Here is a 17,638-nt window from a genome sequence, read left to right as displayed (position 1 = left end):
ATTATGCAAAAACGCTTAAATAAGCCAGCCAATCAACATTAGTGATAAAAACCGAAATAACTCAAAAGATAAGCACATCAATCTTAGTTCACATTTCAATGCAATAAGTATCACTCTAAAAATCGCTTAACTCGCATCTTCATACAGTTTGCGTATAATGCGCACACCAACCGTTAACTCTGTGCTTAAAAATGGAAAGAAAACATATTTATATCGCCTACACTGGCGGCACCATTGGTATGCAAAAATCTGATCATGGCTATATTCCTGTATCAGGTTTTATGCAAAAGCAATTAGCTAGCATGCCAGAATTCCATCGCCCAGAAATGCCTGAGTTCACTATCCATGAGTATTCACCTTTAATCGACTCATCAGATATGACACCTGCGGATTGGCAACGCATTGCTGACGATATAAAAGATAATTACGAAAAGTATGATGGTTTTGTGATCCTTCATGGCACAGATACTATGGCGTACACCGCTTCTGCTTTATCTTTTATGTTCGAAAATTTAGATAAGCCTGTCATTGTCACCGGTTCTCAAATCCCGTTAGTTGAACTTCGCTCTGATGGTCAAAGCAACTTATTGAATGCGTTACACATTGCGGCTAATTACCCGATCAATGAAGTGACCGTATTTTTCAACAACCAACTGATCCGTGGTAACCGCAGTACTAAGGCTCATGCCGATGGTTTTGGCGCGTTTATCTCACCAAACTTGCCACCATTATTAGAAGCAGGCATTAACATAACCGTTAATAGCGGAACGGAATTAAATAAAAAACCGAACGGTGAATTTAAAGTTCACACCATTACGCCACAGCCTATTGGTGTGATCACCATGTATCCTGGGATCTCACCAGAGGTTATACGTAATACCCTACGCCAACCTGTAAATGCGATGATCCTACTGACTTTTGGCGTAGGTAATGCGCCTCAAAATAAAGAGCTGCTTGATCAGTTAAAAGAAGCATCGAGTCGCGGTGTGATTGTCATGAACTTAACCCAATGTTTATCAGGTAAAGTTAATATGGGTGGATACGCAACGGGTTGTGCGCTAGCGGATGCTGGCGTGCTAAGTGGCTATGATATGACACCTGAAGCGGCATTGGCTAAATTACATTACTTACTCAGCCAAGATTTACCGATAGAAACAATGCGCACGCTGATGCAGCAAGATCTCCGTGGTGAGTTAACCTTGTAAGTTAGCAGTACTTGTTTAATAACGAAAAGAGCCGAACGGGCTCTTTTTTATTTTTAGCTATCATAAAATAAAAACACCACTCCCCCAAAATTTTCCAACCGAACTACAATTACAGCTAATAGCAATCTACCTTCATGGGTTGAAACAATGATGATTTTACACGGTGCCTCTATTTCGCCCTTCGTCAGAAAAATCATGTTGGCACTTAATTACAAAGGGATACGTTATGAACTCCAACCTCTCACCCCCTTTTTAGAAAAAGAGCTTGCGCACAAACGCCACCCAATGGGAAAAGTCCCTGTACTTGAACATAACGATACAACAATCATTGATTCAACCGTTATTGCCCATTATCTTGACGATACCTACCCCGTTCCCCCACTTTATCCGGGCGACGCTAAACAACGAGCGAAAATTCGTTGGTTTGAAGCTTATGCTGCAACGCGTGTCACGTCATTACTCGGTGGCGTTTTGTTTTACCAAAAAGTATTGCGCGATAAAATGCAAGATAAGTCGTGTGATGAAGAAGCAGTGGCTCAATGCCTTACTCATCATCTTCCTAATGTGTTGAATTACCTTGAAGAGCAACTCCCCGAGCTAGGGTATGTTGGCGATCATTTCTCAATGGCTGAAATAAGTATCTGGAGTATTTTTAGAACGGGATGGATGGCAGGGCTACGATTGCAACCCCATTATCCTACTCTACACCACTATCTACACCGTATAGAGCAAGAGCCATGGATAGCCAATATTGTGTCAGAAGAAGATCATCAATTACAAAGTTTCTATTGCGAAGCTATGATATGGTCTAACCTGCATGATAAAGTCTAATGTTAGATATCATCATGTTCAAAGCGAGCTATCTCTGGCGACTTTCCAAGAGTCCCTTGAGTAGCAAAATCACGTTTTAATTCAGCTTTACTCTTAAATTTTATTTCGCCACCGGCTGCAACCGTCATGTGTTGCGCATCACTATTATGGCGAGACTGATAAAGCATCACAGCCTGCATAGCAGAATCTCTTTGATTAGCCGTTAATACTGAACCATCAGGCCACTTTCCGGTTTCTACTGCAGTTGATATCCGCTCAAAAACTTCTGGCGTCATAGCCTTCAATAATTGCGACACATCCATATCCACTCCTCATTTTGATACTAACAGGCTTGTTTAAGTACATCGCTGTAGCTTATAAAATACGTAATAACAGTCAACGCTTTCCCCTCAAACTGTAATAGCGATCACAGGTTGATAGCTCTATCAAAATAAATTCACCATTTTCGAGATCATCCGTCGATAACAACAAATGACATCGTTATATTTATCCTTATTCGTAACCAACATGTAGGTCACTATGGCGTATTACTCCGCAATTATAGAAACATCAAAAAGAGTAGTGCCGACAAGGTTGCTCTTAAACAGTACTAAACGTCTTATCACAACGATCAGTATGAGCTTATTATTAACTGGCTGTTTTGAACGACACCGTACCACAGATAGCTTATGTGAAAGTTATCCTGAATTGTGTACCCAGCTCAACGTCAATGATGGTCAATGTCGTATTCAACGAACAGGATTAATTTGGCAACGTTATGATGTGTTGAAAAATCCAACCGACCAAGAAAAATTTAAAGAGCTTGAAGCGACGCAAAAGTACATTTTTTGCTTGGAATATGCCGCTCGTATTGAACCAACAGAGCTAAAAGATCGAAAGACTATTCGTATGAACGCACTCTACGATAGCTATAACAATGTAACACGCCTAAACAAAGAGCTATCGTTGTCGACCGATCCAGAGATTATTTACTACCGTTGGAGTCAAGGTGATGAACAAGCACAACAACAATTTCTCGCTCTCGAAGGTAAAAAGGAGTTAGAAACCCCGGATCTTCAGCTTGCGCTTGCCAGCTACTACATCAGCAAAGATAAGGATAAAACCTATCAATTACTGCATCATGCACTTTCACTCTATAAGAAAAATGAAACAGTAAACCAAGATATTATTAAATCATTGGCAACCTTATCTCAGCAGCAAAAAAAACTGAAGGAAGCTTATATCTGGGTATTAATTGCTAATGATATGAATATGCCTGTAGTCGAGGCCAAAAATATCGCCAGCTTATTTTTATTAACAGAAGATGAACAGAAGGTTTTAAATAAAAAAGCAGTCAATATTTTAGATAATTTACAAAATGGCAGCTATGAACGAAAAATGATTAATTAAAATTTTATTGCAAATATCAAATAATTTTATAATTGATACATACAAGATTTAATCATTAAACTTATTTAATTTTAAGCGTTATATTTTAGATATTTATTTCAGCGACGGTCAATAATTATATATTACCGTCACTCATACGTTTTATTCATCTGCAAAAATTAGAGAAACAGAATTAACACAGTAACGTTCACCTGTTGTTTGCGGGCCATCAGTAAAAACATGTCCAAGATGACTATCACAATGCTTACAGCGAATTTCTATGCGCTGCATACCATGACTATTATCTTCTAAATAAGTGATACAATCGTTATCAATAGGCGCATCAAAGCTAGGCCAACCGCACCCTGAGTCATACTTATTCGCTGAAGAAAACAGTGGGGAATCACAACAGACACATGAATAAACACCTGTTTTATGATTATGAAGAAGCGTACCGCTAAAGGGAGGTTCAGTTGCCTGTTGTCGACAAACTTGATAAGCCTCTGCTGATAATTTCTCTTGCCAATAAGTATCAGGTTTATTTTTCATCACACCCTTCCCTTCTTTCCCTCAATATTACTTTTCAAAATATATTTTTTATTTATAAAGACTGTAACACATATGGCTGTTTTAAAAATTCACAGTTTAAAGAAAAACCGTCTAATGTATTTATCAGCGATATAAAATTGAAAATTACGCCGCTGTTAAATCACACAGTATTTGTATGATTTACCGCCGTTGTAGTCGAAATGTAAATTAAATCCGATCTTTTTTTTGATTTTAAGCAATATAAACGATTTTTTTGCTTGCAGGGTCACGTAGTATTATGTAATTTTACTACCAGTTATCTTTCATTAGAAATTAAGTTGTGGAGCAACTGTAATGACAATTAAAGTAGGTATTAACGGTTTCGGCCGTATCGGTCGTTTTGTTTTCCGTGCAGCGCAAGAGCGCAACGACATTGAAGTTGTTGGTATCAACGACCTTATCGATGTTGAGTACATGGCATACATGCTTAAGTACGATTCAACTCACGGCCGTTTCAACGGTACTGTTGAAGTTGAAGGCGGTAACCTAATCGTTAACGGTAAAACTGTTCGTGTAACAGCTGAACGTAACCCAGAAGATCTTAAGTGGGATGCAATCAACGTTGACGTTGTTGCTGAAGCAACTGGTCTTTTCCTAACTGACGAGACTGCACGTAAGCACATCACTGCTGGTGCTAAGAAAGTTGTTCTTACTGGTCCATCTAAAGACGCAACTCCAATGTTCGTTATGGGTGTTAACCAAGACACTTACGCAGGTCAAGATATCGTTTCTAACGCTTCTTGTACTACTAACTGTCTAGCGCCTATCGCTAAAGTTCTTAACGACAAGTTCGGTATCGAATCTGGTCTTATGACTACAGTTCACGCAACTACAGCTACTCAGAAGACTGTTGACGGTCCTTCTGCTAAAGACTGGCGTGGCGGTCGTGGTGCTTCTCAGAACATCATCCCATCATCAACTGGTGCAGCTAAAGCTGTAGGTGTTGTTCTTCCTGAGCTAAACGGCAAACTAACTGGTATGGCTTTCCGCGTTCCAACTGCTAACGTTTCTGTAGTTGACCTAACAGTTAACCTTAAGAACGGTGCATCTTACGAAGCTATCTGTGCTGCTATGAAAGAAGCATCAGAAGGCGCTCTAAAAGGCGTTCTTGGCTACACTGAAGATCAAGTTGTTTCTCAAGATTTCATCGGCGAAACTCAAACTTCAGTATTCGATGCTAAAGCTGGTATCGCACTAACTGATAACTTCGTTAAAGTTGTATCTTGGTACGACAACGAAATCGGCTACTCAAACAAAGTTCTAGACCTAATCGCTCACATCTCTAAGTAATGTAAGCAATTAGCTCGCTTTCTTTGAAAGCAATTAAAAAGGCGGCGCATTTTGCGGCGCCTTTTTTATATCTAGTACAATACAAAAAACGATCAGAACTCTTCACTGCTTTAACAAATTAATTTTCATATTTTTTGATATTTTAAAGCGAAAAATAAGTGTTTTTTTGCTTAATGTTTAATGCACGAATAAACGCTAAACAAATAAGCACTTCCTGCTTTTAACTTTTAAGGAATGAAGATGAACCTACGTCAACTTTCTACTGTTAACGCTTTATCCGACAACGTCACAGTTTGTGAATATCAAGGGATTAATATCATTCGAGTGATCCACCCTCTTGCTGAAGCTGGAATTTCACTGCATGGTGGCCACCTGTTATGGTTTAAACCACAAGGTGAAAAAGACATTATTTGGTTAAGTGAAAAGGCCATTTTTGATCAGTCAAAAGCGGTACGTGGCGGTATTCCAATTTGTTGGCCTTGGTTTGGTCAAGCTGGTACCCCATCTCATGGTTTTGCCCGCACATCGCAGTGGTCATTATTAGAACACCGTGAAAATGAAAACGGCGTTATTGTCAGCCTAGCACTGGAAGATAATGAAGAAACCTATGCGATTTGGCCGCATAAGTTTAAAAACGTCTTAACGTTTGAAATCGGTCAAGAACTCAAAGTAAGCCTGACATCGACTAATACCGACAATCAACCATGGTCATACAGCGGCGCATTGCATACTTACTTTGATATTGCCAATATTAACGATATTGATATTACAGGAATGGGGCCAAACTACCTTGATAGCACACAGCAAGGCAAAGCGTGTGAAGGTGGTTCTACACTGACCTTCAACAGCGAAACTGATCGTGTATATACTCAGCCAGAAGCCACTATCACGATTAATGATAAAAACAATAATCGTGAAATTTTGGTCACTAACGAAGGTCACAATGCTGCTGTAATTTGGAACCCTTGGCAAGCTCTATCCATTAGTATGGGTGATATGGCTGATAATAGTTTTGAAACTATGGTATGCGTGGAATCAACAATCCACCAACCAAGTATTGAGCTAGCGCCTGAACAGTCACATACTTTAGTGACAACGATTTCTAGCCGTTAATTAGAAACGAACCACGGGCAATATTATTGCTCGTGGTTCAAGCATACATTTTTGCAGAAGCTTCAATCAATACCCAGCCATTTCCATCGGGATCATTAAACGTAGCAAACTTACCACCGACTAAATTAACAATACTTGATAATAATACACCACGTTGCTTGAGCTCTTTATGTGTTAGCTGTATATCATCCGTTTGTACGACTAAACCTTGCACTGTACCTGCTTCCATTCCGCCAAATGGCGTCACTAAACTGATTGTCGTTTCTGCACCTCTTGGTGCTAATTGCAGCCAGCGTTTTTTATTATTCGAACAATGATCTCGGATCAATTCAAAACCAAGTGCATCTCGATAAAACTTCAAAGCCTGATTTTGATCCGAAACCGGAATGGAAACAGTATCGACACGTGAAATTGTCATAAAGCCACCTACCTATACAATTTTTAGGACTTCATTTCAGCTTATGTCAGAGAAAGCTGTTTCGTGGAAAAAAAATATCTTAGGCTCAAATACACAAAAAAATTCTCAATAATTGTCCTTCTCTATCAATAATTCAAAAAAAAACAAATAAAACCAAACAAAGCCAATAGACCAAAACAATAATTCAACACAAAAAAGTTTTATAGTTTTTTACTTCAACATAATCCACAAAAACAAGATTCTTCATTAATTACTATAATTAACAGTAGATTTACATATTAACAATAAAAAACAAAAGCATTTTAGCGTCAAAAGCGCTTGCAGAACCCATCCCATAAGAGGATAGTAAAAATATACGGTTAAAAAACATCCAGTTTTAAACCGTTATCACAAGCTATTTTTTATTTAGAAATCATTAACTCAGTACAGCAAATTGATTAGTTCGGTCTAGGCTTACAGTAAGGGATGCAAAAGAGGTTGATTTTCGTCCTGTCTAAATGATCAAAGAACGATTCAGGGGGCATACCATGAGTATTTTTGACCACTATCGTCATCGCTATGAAGAATCCAAGGACGAAGAACTTTCATTACAAGAATTCCTTGATATTTGTCGTAACGATCGCAGCGCCTACGTCAACGCCGCAGAGCGTCTATTGATGGCGATTGGCGAACCAGAAATGATTGATACCGCACAAGACCCATATCTTAGCCGTCTCTTCTCTAATCGGGTCATCTCTCGTTATAAAACGTTTGAAGACTTCTACGGTATGGAAGATGCGATAGAACAAATCGTCTCTTACCTCAAACATGCAGCCCAAGGGCTTGAAGAGCGTAAGCAAATTCTTTATTTATTAGGCCCTGTCGGCGGTGGTAAATCGTCGCTAGCAGAAAAATTAAAAAGCTTAATGCAGAAAATGCCTATTTATATTCTAACGGCAAATGGTGAGCGTAGCCCAGTTAATGATCACCCTTTCAGTTTATTTGATAAATCAGAAGATGGTGATCTACTTGCCAATGAATACAATATTCCATCACGCTATTTAAATACCATCATGTCACCGTGGGCGGCAAAACGACTCCATGAATTTGGTGGCGATATTACACAATTTAAAGTGGTGAAAGTGCGTCCGTCCATCCTTGACCAAGTCGGTATCGCAAAAACTGAACCGGGAGATGAAAATAACCAAGATATTTCATCGCTAGTTGGTAAGGTAGATATACGTCAACTTGAACATTATTCTCAAGACGATCCTGATGCTTATAGTTATTCAGGTGCTCTATGTAAAGCTAACCAAGGCTTAATGGAGTTTGTTGAGATGTTTAAAGCGCCGTTAAAAGTACTTCACCCACTTCTTACCGCAACACAAGAGGGTAACTACAACGGTACTGAAGGGTTATCCGCATTACCTTTCGATGGAATGATCCTTGCTCACTCTAATGAGTCAGAATGGCAAACCTTTAGAAATAACAAAACGAATGAGGCTTTCTTAGATCGTGTTTATATCGTCAAGGTCCCTTATTGTTTACGGGTTTCTGAAGAAATAAAAATCTACCAAAAACTACTTGAAAATAGTGAGCTATCAGCCGCGCCTTGCTCACCAAGTACGCTTGAGATCCTTGCTCGATTCACCGTTCTGTCTCGCTTGAAAGAGCCTGAAAACTCAAGTGTGTATTCAAAAATGCGAGTCTATGACGGTGAAACACTAAAAGATACCGATCCAAAAGCAAAATCGTACCAAGAATATCGCGATTACGCAGGTGTCGATGAAGGTATGAATGGGTTATCAACTCGTTTCGCCTTTAAGATTTTATCGCGGGTCTTTAACTTCGATCATTCAGAAGTTGCAGCAAACCCTGTTCACTTGTTTTACGTGCTTGAGCAGCAAATTGAACGTGAACAATTTCCACAAGACATTGCTGAAAAATACCTTGAGCACTTAAAAGGCTTCCTCACACCGAAGTATGTCGAGTTCATTGGTAAAGAGATCCAAACCGCTTATCTCGAATCTTACTCCGAATATGGTCAAAACATTTTTGACCGCTATGTCAGCTACGCCGACTTCTGGATTCAAGACCAAGAGTACCGTGATCCTGAAACTGGACAGCTCTTTAATCGCGAAGCACTTAATAACGAATTAGAGAAAATAGAGAAACCAGCGGGGATCAGTAACCCTAAAGATTTCCGAAATGAAATTGTTAACTTCGTTTTACGTGCTAGAGCAAACAATGCAGGCAAAAACCCCAACTGGACCAGCTATGAGAAACTCAGAACAGTCATAGAGAAGAAGATGTTCTCAAATACTGAAGAGCTACTTCCTGTTATTTCATTTAATGCAAAAACATCAACAGATGAGCAAAAGAAACATGATGATTTCGTCGCTCGTATGATGGAAAAAGGCTATACCCGCAAGCAAGTACGCTTATTGTCTGAATGGTATTTACGCGTACGTAAATCGTCGTAAACCAGCTGCAAATGAAATAAGGGGGAGCTATGGCATATTTTATCGACCGCAGGCTCAATGGTAAAAATAAAAGTACGGTTAATCGCCAGCGCTTTTTACGCCGCCATAAGCAGCAAATAAAAGAATCTATTGCTGATGCGGTAAATAAACGCTCGATCACGGATGTTGATAGTGGTGAAGATATCACTATCCCATCTCGTGATATCCGAGAACCTAGCTTTCATCAAGGTAAAGGTGGACAACGTGATGTTGTCCACCCTGGCAACGACCAATTCACACCCGGTGATCGTATCGAGCGACCGCCAGGTGGCGCTGGTCAAGGTGGGGCTGGTAAAGGAGATGCAAGTCCTGATGGCGAAGGCAATGATGAGTTTGTTTTCCAAATATCTAAAGATGAATATCTTGATCTTTTATTTGAAGATCTTGAATTACCTAATTTACAAAAAAACCAAATGAACAAAATAGTCGAGTGGAAAACCTTCCGTTCAGGCTATAAATCACAAGGTGTTCCCGCAAATATTGCCATTGTGAAAACCTTGCAAAATTCATTAGCAAGACGTACCGCAATGACCGCAGGAAAAAGAAGAAAACTGCGTGATTTAGAGCAAGCGCTCACTTTATTATTTAACACTGAACCTGCACAACCTTTTGAAGAAGAAAGGATAAAGCAAGAAATCGAGTCATTGAAACAAAAAATAAATAGAACACCATTTATTGATACCTTTGATCTTCGCTATAAAAATTATGAACGCCGACCGCAACCATCAAGTCAAGCGGTGATGTTTTGTTTGATGGATGTATCAGGCTCGATGGATCAAGCCACAAAAGATATTGCTAAACGTTTTTATATTTTGCTTTATCTCTTTTTAAACCGTACCTATAAAAATGTGGATGTTGTTTTTATTCGCCACCATACCCAAGCAAAAGAAGTGGATGAACACGAATTTTTCTATTCACAGGAAACTGGCGGCACCATTGTTTCAAGCGCACTACGTATGATGAATGATATTGTAAAAGACCGATATCGTCCTGAAGAGTGGAATATTTATGCGGCTCAAGCTTCTGATGGCGATAACTGGGCTGATGACTCACCCGGTTGTCGAGAGCTATTAGATAAGCATATATTGCCATTTTCACGTTATTACTCATACATAGAAATCACACGACGAGCACATCAAACATTATGGCGTGAGTATGAAGCGCTACATAACAGCCATGATAATTTTGCGATGCAAAACATACGGACTGTAGATGATATTTTCCCAGTATTTAGAGAGCTATTTAAAAAACAAGTAAGTTAATATTTGAAAGCTTACTAAACGATAGTCAGCGATATTGAAACAATATCGCTACTCTTTCTGGCCGGTATCACGCGCTTTAAGGGGATCTTAGTCATGAATACAAAGACAAAAACAAAAACACTCAGCGATGGACCGGATTGGACCTTCGACTTATTAGAACAATACCATGTCGAGATCAAGCGAGTTGCAGAGCACTATCGCCTAGATGCCTATCCGAACCAAATTGAGATCATTACTGCCGAACAAATGATGGATGCCTATTCAAGCATTGGTATGCCCATCAATTATCATCATTGGTCTTTTGGTAAACGTTTTATCGAAACCGAGCGAGGCTATAAGCATGGGCAAATGGGACTCGCTTATGAGATCGTTATCAATTCGAACCCTTGCATCGCTTATTTAATGGAAGAAAACACCATCACAATGCAAGCCTTAGTAATGGCACATGCCTGCTATGGTCATAATTCATTTTTTAAAGGTAATTACCTGTTTAAAACATGGACTGATGCAAGTTCAATCATCGATTATCTTCTCTTTGCTCGAAAGTACATTACTGAATGTGAGGAGAAATACGGCGTCAATGACGTCGAAAAGCTCATTGATTCCTGCCATGCATTAATGAACTACGGTGTGGATCGTTACAAACGCCCACAAAAAATTTCATTAGTCGAAGAAAAGGCGCGTCAAAAAGCCCGTGAAGATTACCTTCAATCACAAGTTAATTCGCTATGGCGCACCATTCCTGTTCAAGCCGAAAAAGAAACCGTGATTGAAGAAACACGATTTCCTTCTGAGCCACAGGAAAATATTCTCTATTTCTTCGAAAAGCACGCTCCGTTGCTTGAACCTTGGCAACGTGAATTAGTCCGGATAGTACGTAAGATAAGCCAATATTTTTATCCTCAAAAACAAACTCAGGTTATGAATGAAGGCTGGGCGACATTTTGGCACTACACGATTCTTAATCACCTCTATGATGAAGGCTTGGTGACTGAGCGTTTCATTATGGAATTTCTCCATAGTCACACTAATGTTGTTGCCCAGCCTGAATATAACAGCCCCTATTACAGTGGTATAAACCCTTATGCTTTAGGGTTTGCTATGTTTCAAGATATACGTCGAATATGTGAAAATCCTACAGAAGAGGATAAGCATTGGTTTCCTGATATAGCAGGATCTAATTGGCTTGATACCCTACATTTTGCGATGGAAAATTTTAAAGACGAAAGTTTTATTAGCCAGTTTCTTTCACCTAAAGTTATGCGAGATTTTAAACTTTTTGCAGTAAATGATGATGATCGTCATAACTATGTTGAAGTGAGCGCTATACATAATGAAGAAGGTTATCGTGCGATAAGAGAAAAACTCTCTTCACAATATAACCTCAGTAATAATGAACCCAATATTCAAGTCTGGGATGTTGCTTTGCGCGGTGATCGCTCATTAACACTACGCTATATTCCCCATAATCGGATCCCACTTGGTGATAGCCATAAAGAAGTAATTAAACATCTTCATCGACTTTGGGGATTTGATGTTACATTAGAAGAAGAATTACCGGACGGACGTACCCAAATCATTGCGACTTGTCCAATTAAGACACAATATAATACTGAGATTTAAATTTTCTATCTCTCGTTAAAAACAACGCCACTGAAATCTTTAATTTCAGTGGCGTTTTATTTATTAGAGTAAATTAGTAATTAAAACTTATAGGTTGCGCCTAAGTACCAAGAGCCAACAGACATATCATAATCTTTATTCGTCGCTTCAAGTGTATAGAAGTCTGCTTCATAAGCTGTTCGAATACCTAAACCTGGTGCTTGTTTAATTTGATACTCGAAACCCGCACCTAAACGAATTAAACCACCATCATCTTTAAATCCAGGCTCTTTAACAGAGATTTGACCTAAACCAACAAGAGCAAAAGGGCGTAAACCATTATCAAAGGTATAACCCAAGTTTGCAGCTAGGCTGAAAGATTGATGCTCTGTTTTACCAGTGAACTTGTGACCTTTTACTTCTAATGTATTTTTAATATCACCATAGGTCGTGTATTGCGCTTCTAAAGCAACTACGCGGTTAAACTGATAACCCGTAATTAGTTTATAACTTTCACCATCAGCTTTATTTGAATAACCAATTTCGTGGTTATTTTCAAAACTGTTTGTAAGTGATTTATCATAATGAAAATCAGTAGTACCCACACCAGCACCAATATAAAAACCATTATATTTATTAGATGGGTTTTCAGATGCTGAAGCATAAGATGAAGTTAGTGTGCCAATAAGTGTCACTAATAATAATTTTTTCATATTTTTACGTTTTAAACTGCTTTACAAAAGAGGTGCCCAGCTTAGTAAATCATGTATAAAAAAAACAAACGAAAACCAAACCTTAACTACACTAAAAATAAATCAACATAAAAAACAAACAAAATCATAATGATACATTTAAATTGGTTACTGCTTGTCGGTATAACAAACCATATCAAACGCTTCATTTTTGCTATCAGTGAAAAAATACAATCTATTATCTATTCTCTTATAGCGATAATAGATGCTGTAGCCTTCATAATCTTTATAGGCTCTATTTAAATTAGGATCATCATGTTCTTTTAAAATTCTAACACGATTAAAATTCAAGGTTAAATGTTCTCTCGTTTGTATATAGTCGCCTTCATAATAAAGCTCCATCAGCTTATACTCATCATCCCCTTCCTGAGCTTGTATAAATTCATTAATCAAAAAGCTTCTTTTAGAGCTAAATGTTAAGATCATACTTTCAGATATATGACTATATTTAGTATAAGATTTTGATATAAACCCCGACTTTATTTGGTCGCATACCCATGTCGTTGACACTAAATTATCTTTATTTGTAAATAAGTAACAAAGACCTAATATAAGGAGAAAAAAAACGACCATTAATACTGCATTAATATACTTCAACATACTACTTTTTTACTCTTCAAATAGTCATTTAACTGTTTAGAAAATCTACCATTAATAAATTTTGACATTCTAAAATTAAATGTTCTACCATCTGATGTAATTATAAACACTACGACTGCCGTATTGTTCGCTATTCTCGTATTATACTAAAATTGTATAAAAACCTTAGAGTCACATATTGATGAAACACCTTTCTTTATATCTTTAATAAAGAAAACTTTATCAACCTTATATTTATCGATATTATTGAAATATATATTATTACTACCAATACTGAGTTCATTACTATAATTTTTAGTATCAATAAAATACGGTAATGAATGTATTTTATTATTTGTATAAATAAATATGCTTACTAACACAACAGTCAGAAAAAGTAGCAAATAAAAAAAACGTTTATGAGCATAGAATGACAGTTTTATTTCTTTAATCTTATCATCACCTTTCTCGATAGCATCATCCTCTGAAACTGGTTCAGGTGTAATATCGCAACTTTCTTGGTGGCATTGAGTTATAAAACTTTTTTCTTTTATTTCAAGTAAATACCCTGATTTACTGACGGTTGTGATCGTAATCATCTCTAAAGCATGATTGGCTAATACTTTTCTAAGTTTAGAAATCACATTCGTTAAGGCCTGCTCAGATACAATCGTATCTCCCCAACACTGAGATAATAAAAACTCTTTTTCTACACATTTTCCTTGGTGCGCCAGTAAAAGTAAAAATACATCACTCACACGAGGCGTAAAATACTCTGTCTGTCCATTGTCATGAGTAAGAGTTCGTGTGGAACTGTCGTAGGTTACGGAACCAATTCGGTACACTTCACTGCTTGCCATACTGACCATTTTATTAACATAATTAATCCTTAATTATTAGTTATGCTAACTATACAATCAACTTACAATCAAGTTATTCACCTTCAAGCATTCCTATTTACATCAAGATGCTGATTTAAACAGCAGAAATACAGGCATAAAAAAACCAAGTGCTTAACACTTGGTCTAATATTCGCCGCAGTAATTTTAAATTATTGCTCTTCTTCGTACATATATTTTGAAATTTCAACACGGTGACTATACCAGATCGCACCACTTTCACGTCCATATAAACGAATACGATCAGCAACTAGCTCTGGTTTATTTTCATCACAGTATGATTTCATGTCGCGGTAGAAGTTTAATGCTAATTCACATGCTTCTGGCTTCATAAAATAATAACCACCAACACGCGTATAAATTTTACGTAAGCCATTAATAGTTAAAACATAAAGTGTATTACCAGACTTACCCGCCATACCTTGGAATAGACGATAATCATAATAGTTGAACGCACGAGCTAAACAAATTTCTTCACAAAGCTGTGGATCATCTTTGCCGTATTTATCTACGATTTTTTTAACTTCTTGAATAAGATCAATACGATCATCGCTGTTTTCAATAAACTCAGCAAAGCTTGATGCTTTTCGAAGTCTTTCAACTGAGTCAATGACATGCTGAATTAGAAGACTTGATTCTTCTGCATTACCTCTTACAGCATAACGCATAAATACGCTACTAATGTCAGTTCGAGCAGCAAGAAGATCGGTTAATACTCGTTGAACATCCTGCCCATCTAGTGTCACTAAGGTATCAAGGATATTTAAACCTGAAGTATCCATGTAGTTATTAACACGTGTTGGCTTACCATGTTGGATGGTTAACCATCCATCACGTGCTAAACGCTGCAATACTTCACGTAATGTTGTTCGAGTTACGCCAATTAACTCTGAAAGTTCACGCTCAGCAGGAAGAATCGACCCCTGAGGAAAGTGATTATTCCAAATGCTTTCAATAATATATTTCTCAGCAAATGTCGCTGGGCTATCTGCCTTAATGACCATCTAAGTAAAATCCAGTTCGCTTCATGCACTTTTATAATTGCACTCATCATACCACTAGTTTCTTATTAGAAGAAACCTCACTATTAACTCTGACATGAACATGAAAGAGAAGTATAAAAATACAACGATATTGTTAAACTGATCACTAAAAAAAAGGGAATTTGAATGCATCTAACAATTCCAGTCATATTTTCTGTATACTGTGCGGTTTATAACACTGACATATTCAACTCCCATTTCAAGATGAAAATGTAACGAAATAATTGCATTATTGTTTAACTTATTGACTAATACCTCTTAAACGGTAGAGTTATATAAAGATGAACTGGGAGCGAATGGAAGCTGCTGCCTAAGAAAGTTAAAACATCCGAGAACCATATTCTTGTTTAACTTTGATACCTCAATCTCGACCATTAATCTTTTGCAAGAAGCGACTGATTACCCTGCTGATTGATCAATCAAGGCATTTAGCCAACATCAGATCCATACTATTTTGCGCTAATAATAAAGAGATCCAACACATGGCTATATCGCTAGGGAATGCCTTTATCAAAAATTTTTTGGGTAAGGCACCTGACTGGTACAAAATTGCAATCATTACTTTTTTGATCATTAACCCTATTGTCTTTTTTCTTATTGATCCGTTTGTTGCTGGCTGGTTGTTAGTAATTGAATTCATCTTTACTCTCGCAATGGCATTAAAGTGTTACCCATTACAACCTGGTGGGTTATTGGCAATAGAAGCTGTTGCTATTGGAATGACAAGCCCAGATCAAGTAAAACATGAACTTGTTGCAAATATTGAAGTTTTACTCTTACTGGTCTTTATGGTCGCGGGTATCTACTTCATGAAACAGCTTTTGTTGTTCATGTTTACTAAAATATTAATCGGCATCCGCTCTAAAATTTTACTTTCTCTCGCTTTTTGTGTGATGGCCGCTTTTCTTTCCGCTTTCCTTGATGCTCTAACCGTTATTGCGGTTGTTATCAGTGTAACGGTAGGTTTCTACAGCATTTATCATAAGGTTGCTTCAGGGCAAGATCCTCATTCTAATCATGATCATACCAATGATAATCACGTTCCAGAGCTCAGCCGCGATGACTTAGAAAACTACCGCGCTTTCCTACGTAGTTTGCTAATGCATGCTGGTGTAGGTACCGCGCTAGGTGGCGTAATGACAATGGTGGGTGAACCACAAAACTTAATTATTGCCGATCAAGCCGGATGGGATTTTGGTGAGTTTATTATTCGTATGGCGCCCGTTACTGTCCCTGTCTTTTTCTGTGGCTTGTTAACCTGTGCACTGGTTGAGAAATTTAAAATTTGTGGCTATGGTGCTGAATTACCTGAAAATGTTCGCCAAATCTTAGTCGACTTTGATAATGAAGAACGTAAATCACGTACTAACCTTGACTACGCGAAATTGATTATTCAAGCGGCAATAGCAGTATGGTTAATTATCGGCCTTGCAATGCACTTGGCTGCGGTGGGTTTAATCGGTTTAACCGTTATTATTTTGGCAACATCGTTTACTGGGATCACCGAAGAGCACGCTTTGGGTAAAGCATTTGAAGAAGCACTGCCCTTTACCGCACTACTTGCTGTGTTCTTCTCTGTCGTTGCAGTCATCATTGATCAACAGCTATTCGCACCTATTATTCATTGGGTGTTAAGCCTTGAAGGTAGTTCACAGCTTACTATGTTCTACATTGCGAATGGCTTGCTATCGATGGTTTCAGACAATGTATTCGTTGGTACGGTATATATTAACGAAGTAAAAACCGCGCTAACAAACGGTGTTATTAACCGTAGTCAGTTTGATATGTTAGCCGTTGCTATCAATACAGGTACTAACTTACCATCAGTAGCAACGCCAAATGGTCAAGCGGCATTCCTGTTTGCTTTAACCTCTGCTATTGCACCACTTATCCGTCTTTCTTACGGTCGTATGGTATACATGGCGTTACCTTACACTATTGTTCTTGCATCCGTAGGTTTAGCCGGCATTGAGCTAATGCTAGTTCCTATGACAGATTGGTTCTATACCATGGGCTGGATCACTGATGCATCATCAGCTGCCGCAACAATACCTGCACTTGCTCACTAATTCACAATAGCGAAATTGACAGATGATTTACTTCTCTATAAAGCTATGATTGAATATTGGTGTTAGATTAGTGTCATAACGTATATGAAAACCCTGATAGTTCAGGGTTTTCTTTTAT

The 17,638-nt window shown here is 38.0% G+C and carries 16 protein-coding genes; 9 read left to right on the top strand and 7 right to left on the bottom strand.

Translation table 11 applies throughout. The annotated features are described in order from the left end of the window. Nucleotides 1-191: 191 nt before the first annotated feature. Complete coding sequence (gene ansA / locus C9J38_RS04820) at nucleotides 192-1,205, top strand: asparaginase (protein ID WP_107206102.1); 1,014 nt, start codon at nucleotides 192-194, stop codon at nucleotides 1,203-1,205. Nucleotides 1,206-1,352: 147 nt separating this feature from the next. Further along, nucleotides 1,353-2,036: a glutathione S-transferase family protein gene (locus C9J38_RS04815; RefSeq protein ID WP_107206101.1), complete on the top strand. Its 684-nt coding sequence runs from the start codon at nucleotides 1,353-1,355 to the stop codon at nucleotides 2,034-2,036. Nucleotides 2,037-2,038: 2 nt separating this feature from the next. Here the strand turns inward: C9J38_RS04815 and C9J38_RS04810 are convergent, their stop codons facing one another. After that, entirely contained in the window at nucleotides 2,039-2,338 is a 300-nt protein-coding gene (locus tag C9J38_RS04810) for a YeaC family protein (RefSeq protein WP_107206100.1), read from the bottom strand. 313 nt (nucleotides 2,339-2,651) lie between these two features. Here C9J38_RS04810 and C9J38_RS04805 point away from each other — a divergent pair, with 313 nt between their 5' ends. After that, the gene (locus C9J38_RS04805; protein ID WP_107206099.1) at nucleotides 2,652-3,425 is read left to right on the top strand and encodes a DUF2989 domain-containing protein; all 774 of its coding nucleotides are present in this window, start codon (nucleotides 2,652-2,654) and stop codon (nucleotides 3,423-3,425) included. Between the two features lie 141 nt (nucleotides 3,426-3,566). On the opposite strand, the gene msrB is transcribed toward C9J38_RS04805, so the two are convergent. After that, nucleotides 3,567-3,953, bottom strand: coding sequence for a peptide-methionine (R)-S-oxide reductase MsrB (gene msrB / locus C9J38_RS04800; protein WP_107206098.1), 387 nt, complete (start codon nucleotides 3,951-3,953; stop codon nucleotides 3,567-3,569). A 333-nt stretch (nucleotides 3,954-4,286) separates the two neighbouring features. Between msrB and gap the strand changes: the two genes are divergently transcribed. Both gap and C9J38_RS04790 read left to right on the top strand, forming a co-directional pair. After that, nucleotides 4,287-5,282 carry a type I glyceraldehyde-3-phosphate dehydrogenase gene (gene gap / locus C9J38_RS04795; protein ID WP_105059727.1) on the top strand — a complete coding sequence of 332 codons (996 nt, stop codon included), beginning with the start codon at nucleotides 4,287-4,289 and terminating at the stop codon, nucleotides 5,280-5,282. A 240-nt stretch (nucleotides 5,283-5,522) separates the two neighbouring features. Next, entirely contained in the window at nucleotides 5,523-6,395 is an 873-nt protein-coding gene (locus tag C9J38_RS04790) for a D-hexose-6-phosphate mutarotase (RefSeq protein ID WP_107206097.1), read from the top strand. Between the two features lie 37 nt (nucleotides 6,396-6,432). Here C9J38_RS04790 and C9J38_RS04785 read toward each other — a convergent pair whose 3' ends face one another. Continuing rightward, on the bottom strand, nucleotides 6,433-6,813 hold the full coding sequence (locus C9J38_RS04785; protein WP_107206096.1) for a VOC family protein: 381 nt from the start codon (nucleotides 6,811-6,813) through the stop codon (nucleotides 6,433-6,435). 527 nt (nucleotides 6,814-7,340) lie between these two features. Here C9J38_RS04785 and C9J38_RS04780 point away from each other — a divergent pair. The 3 genes from C9J38_RS04780 (at nucleotide 7,341) to C9J38_RS04770 (ending at nucleotide 12,199) form a co-directional block, all read left to right on the top strand. Next, nucleotides 7,341-9,275 (top strand): PrkA family serine protein kinase, encoded by a 1,935-nt coding sequence (locus C9J38_RS04780; protein ID WP_107206095.1) that lies wholly within the window; start codon nucleotides 7,341-7,343, stop codon nucleotides 9,273-9,275. 29 nt (nucleotides 9,276-9,304) lie between these two features. Next, a complete protein-coding gene (locus C9J38_RS04775) occupies nucleotides 9,305-10,576 on the top strand; it encodes a YeaH/YhbH family protein (protein ID WP_105059723.1) in 1,272 nt (423 codons plus the stop codon). Between the two features lie 93 nt (nucleotides 10,577-10,669). Then, nucleotides 10,670-12,199 carry a SpoVR family protein gene (locus C9J38_RS04770; RefSeq protein WP_107206094.1) on the top strand — a complete coding sequence of 510 codons (1,530 nt, stop codon included), beginning with the start codon at nucleotides 10,670-10,672 and terminating at the stop codon, nucleotides 12,197-12,199. A gap of 80 nt (nucleotides 12,200-12,279) precedes the next feature. Here C9J38_RS04770 and C9J38_RS04765 read toward each other — a convergent pair whose 3' ends face one another. From C9J38_RS04765 to fadR, 4 genes are all read right to left on the bottom strand, one after another. Beyond that, on the bottom strand, nucleotides 12,280-12,891 hold the full coding sequence (locus C9J38_RS04765) for an outer membrane protein (protein WP_107206093.1): 612 nt from the start codon (nucleotides 12,889-12,891) through the stop codon (nucleotides 12,280-12,282). A gap of 147 nt (nucleotides 12,892-13,038) precedes the next feature. Further along, the gene (locus C9J38_RS04760) at nucleotides 13,039-13,440 is read right to left on the bottom strand and encodes a hypothetical protein (RefSeq protein WP_233217659.1); all 402 of its coding nucleotides are present in this window, start codon (nucleotides 13,438-13,440) and stop codon (nucleotides 13,039-13,041) included. 236 nt (nucleotides 13,441-13,676) lie between these two features. Beyond that, nucleotides 13,677-14,369, bottom strand: a complete 693-nt coding sequence (locus C9J38_RS04755; protein ID WP_233218469.1) for a winged helix-turn-helix domain-containing protein — start codon at nucleotides 14,367-14,369, stop codon at nucleotides 13,677-13,679. A gap of 191 nt (nucleotides 14,370-14,560) precedes the next feature. After that, complete coding sequence (gene fadR / locus C9J38_RS04750) at nucleotides 14,561-15,412, bottom strand: fatty acid metabolism transcriptional regulator FadR (protein WP_045084018.1); 852 nt, start codon at nucleotides 15,410-15,412, stop codon at nucleotides 14,561-14,563. A gap of 521 nt (nucleotides 15,413-15,933) precedes the next feature. On the opposite strand from fadR, the gene nhaB reads away from it, so the two are divergent. Then, a complete protein-coding gene (gene nhaB, locus C9J38_RS04745) occupies nucleotides 15,934-17,520 on the top strand; it encodes a Na(+)/H(+) antiporter NhaB (protein WP_107206091.1) in 1,587 nt (528 codons plus the stop codon). The last annotated feature ends 118 nt before the right edge of the window (nucleotides 17,521-17,638 follow it).

Source organism: Photobacterium sp. GB-210 (genome assembly GCF_003026075.1).
Lineage (GTDB): Bacteria > Pseudomonadota > Gammaproteobacteria > Enterobacterales > Vibrionaceae > Photobacterium.
The sequence above is the reverse complement of the archived record's forward strand: the minus strand, read 5'-3'. Positions and strand labels throughout refer to the sequence as shown.

What these genes read in the sequence shown, in the direction of transcription:
- ansA (WP_107206102.1), top strand. Translation starts at nt 192, where the DNA reads ATGGAAAGAAAACATATTTATATCGCCTACACTGGCGGCACCATTGGT.
- C9J38_RS04815 (WP_107206101.1), top strand. Translation starts at nt 1,353, where the DNA reads ATGATGATTTTACACGGTGCCTCTATTTCGCCCTTCGTCAGAAAAATC.
- C9J38_RS04810 (WP_107206100.1), bottom strand. Translation starts at nt 2,338, where the DNA reads ATGGATGTGTCGCAATTATTGAAGGCTATGACGCCAGAAGTTTTTGAG.
- C9J38_RS04805 (WP_107206099.1), top strand. Translation starts at nt 2,652, where the DNA reads ATGAGCTTATTATTAACTGGCTGTTTTGAACGACACCGTACCACAGAT.
- msrB (WP_107206098.1), bottom strand. Translation starts at nt 3,953, where the DNA reads ATGAAAAATAAACCTGATACTTATTGGCAAGAGAAATTATCAGCAGAG.
- gap (WP_105059727.1), top strand. Translation starts at nt 4,287, where the DNA reads ATGACAATTAAAGTAGGTATTAACGGTTTCGGCCGTATCGGTCGTTTT.
- C9J38_RS04790 (WP_107206097.1), top strand. Translation starts at nt 5,523, where the DNA reads ATGAACCTACGTCAACTTTCTACTGTTAACGCTTTATCCGACAACGTC.
- C9J38_RS04785 (WP_107206096.1), bottom strand. Translation starts at nt 6,813, where the DNA reads ATGACAATTTCACGTGTCGATACTGTTTCCATTCCGGTTTCGGATCAA.
- C9J38_RS04780 (WP_107206095.1), top strand. Translation starts at nt 7,341, where the DNA reads ATGAGTATTTTTGACCACTATCGTCATCGCTATGAAGAATCCAAGGAC.
- C9J38_RS04775 (WP_105059723.1), top strand. Translation starts at nt 9,305, where the DNA reads ATGGCATATTTTATCGACCGCAGGCTCAATGGTAAAAATAAAAGTACG.
- C9J38_RS04770 (WP_107206094.1), top strand. Translation starts at nt 10,670, where the DNA reads ATGAATACAAAGACAAAAACAAAAACACTCAGCGATGGACCGGATTGG.
- C9J38_RS04765 (WP_107206093.1), bottom strand. Translation starts at nt 12,891, where the DNA reads ATGAAAAAATTATTATTAGTGACACTTATTGGCACACTAACTTCATCT.
- C9J38_RS04755 (WP_233218469.1), bottom strand. Translation starts at nt 14,369, where the DNA reads ATGGCAAGCAGTGAAGTGTACCGAATTGGTTCCGTAACCTACGACAGT.
- fadR (WP_045084018.1), bottom strand. Translation starts at nt 15,412, where the DNA reads ATGGTCATTAAGGCAGATAGCCCAGCGACATTTGCTGAGAAATATATT.
- nhaB (WP_107206091.1), top strand. Translation starts at nt 15,934, where the DNA reads ATGGCTATATCGCTAGGGAATGCCTTTATCAAAAATTTTTTGGGTAAG.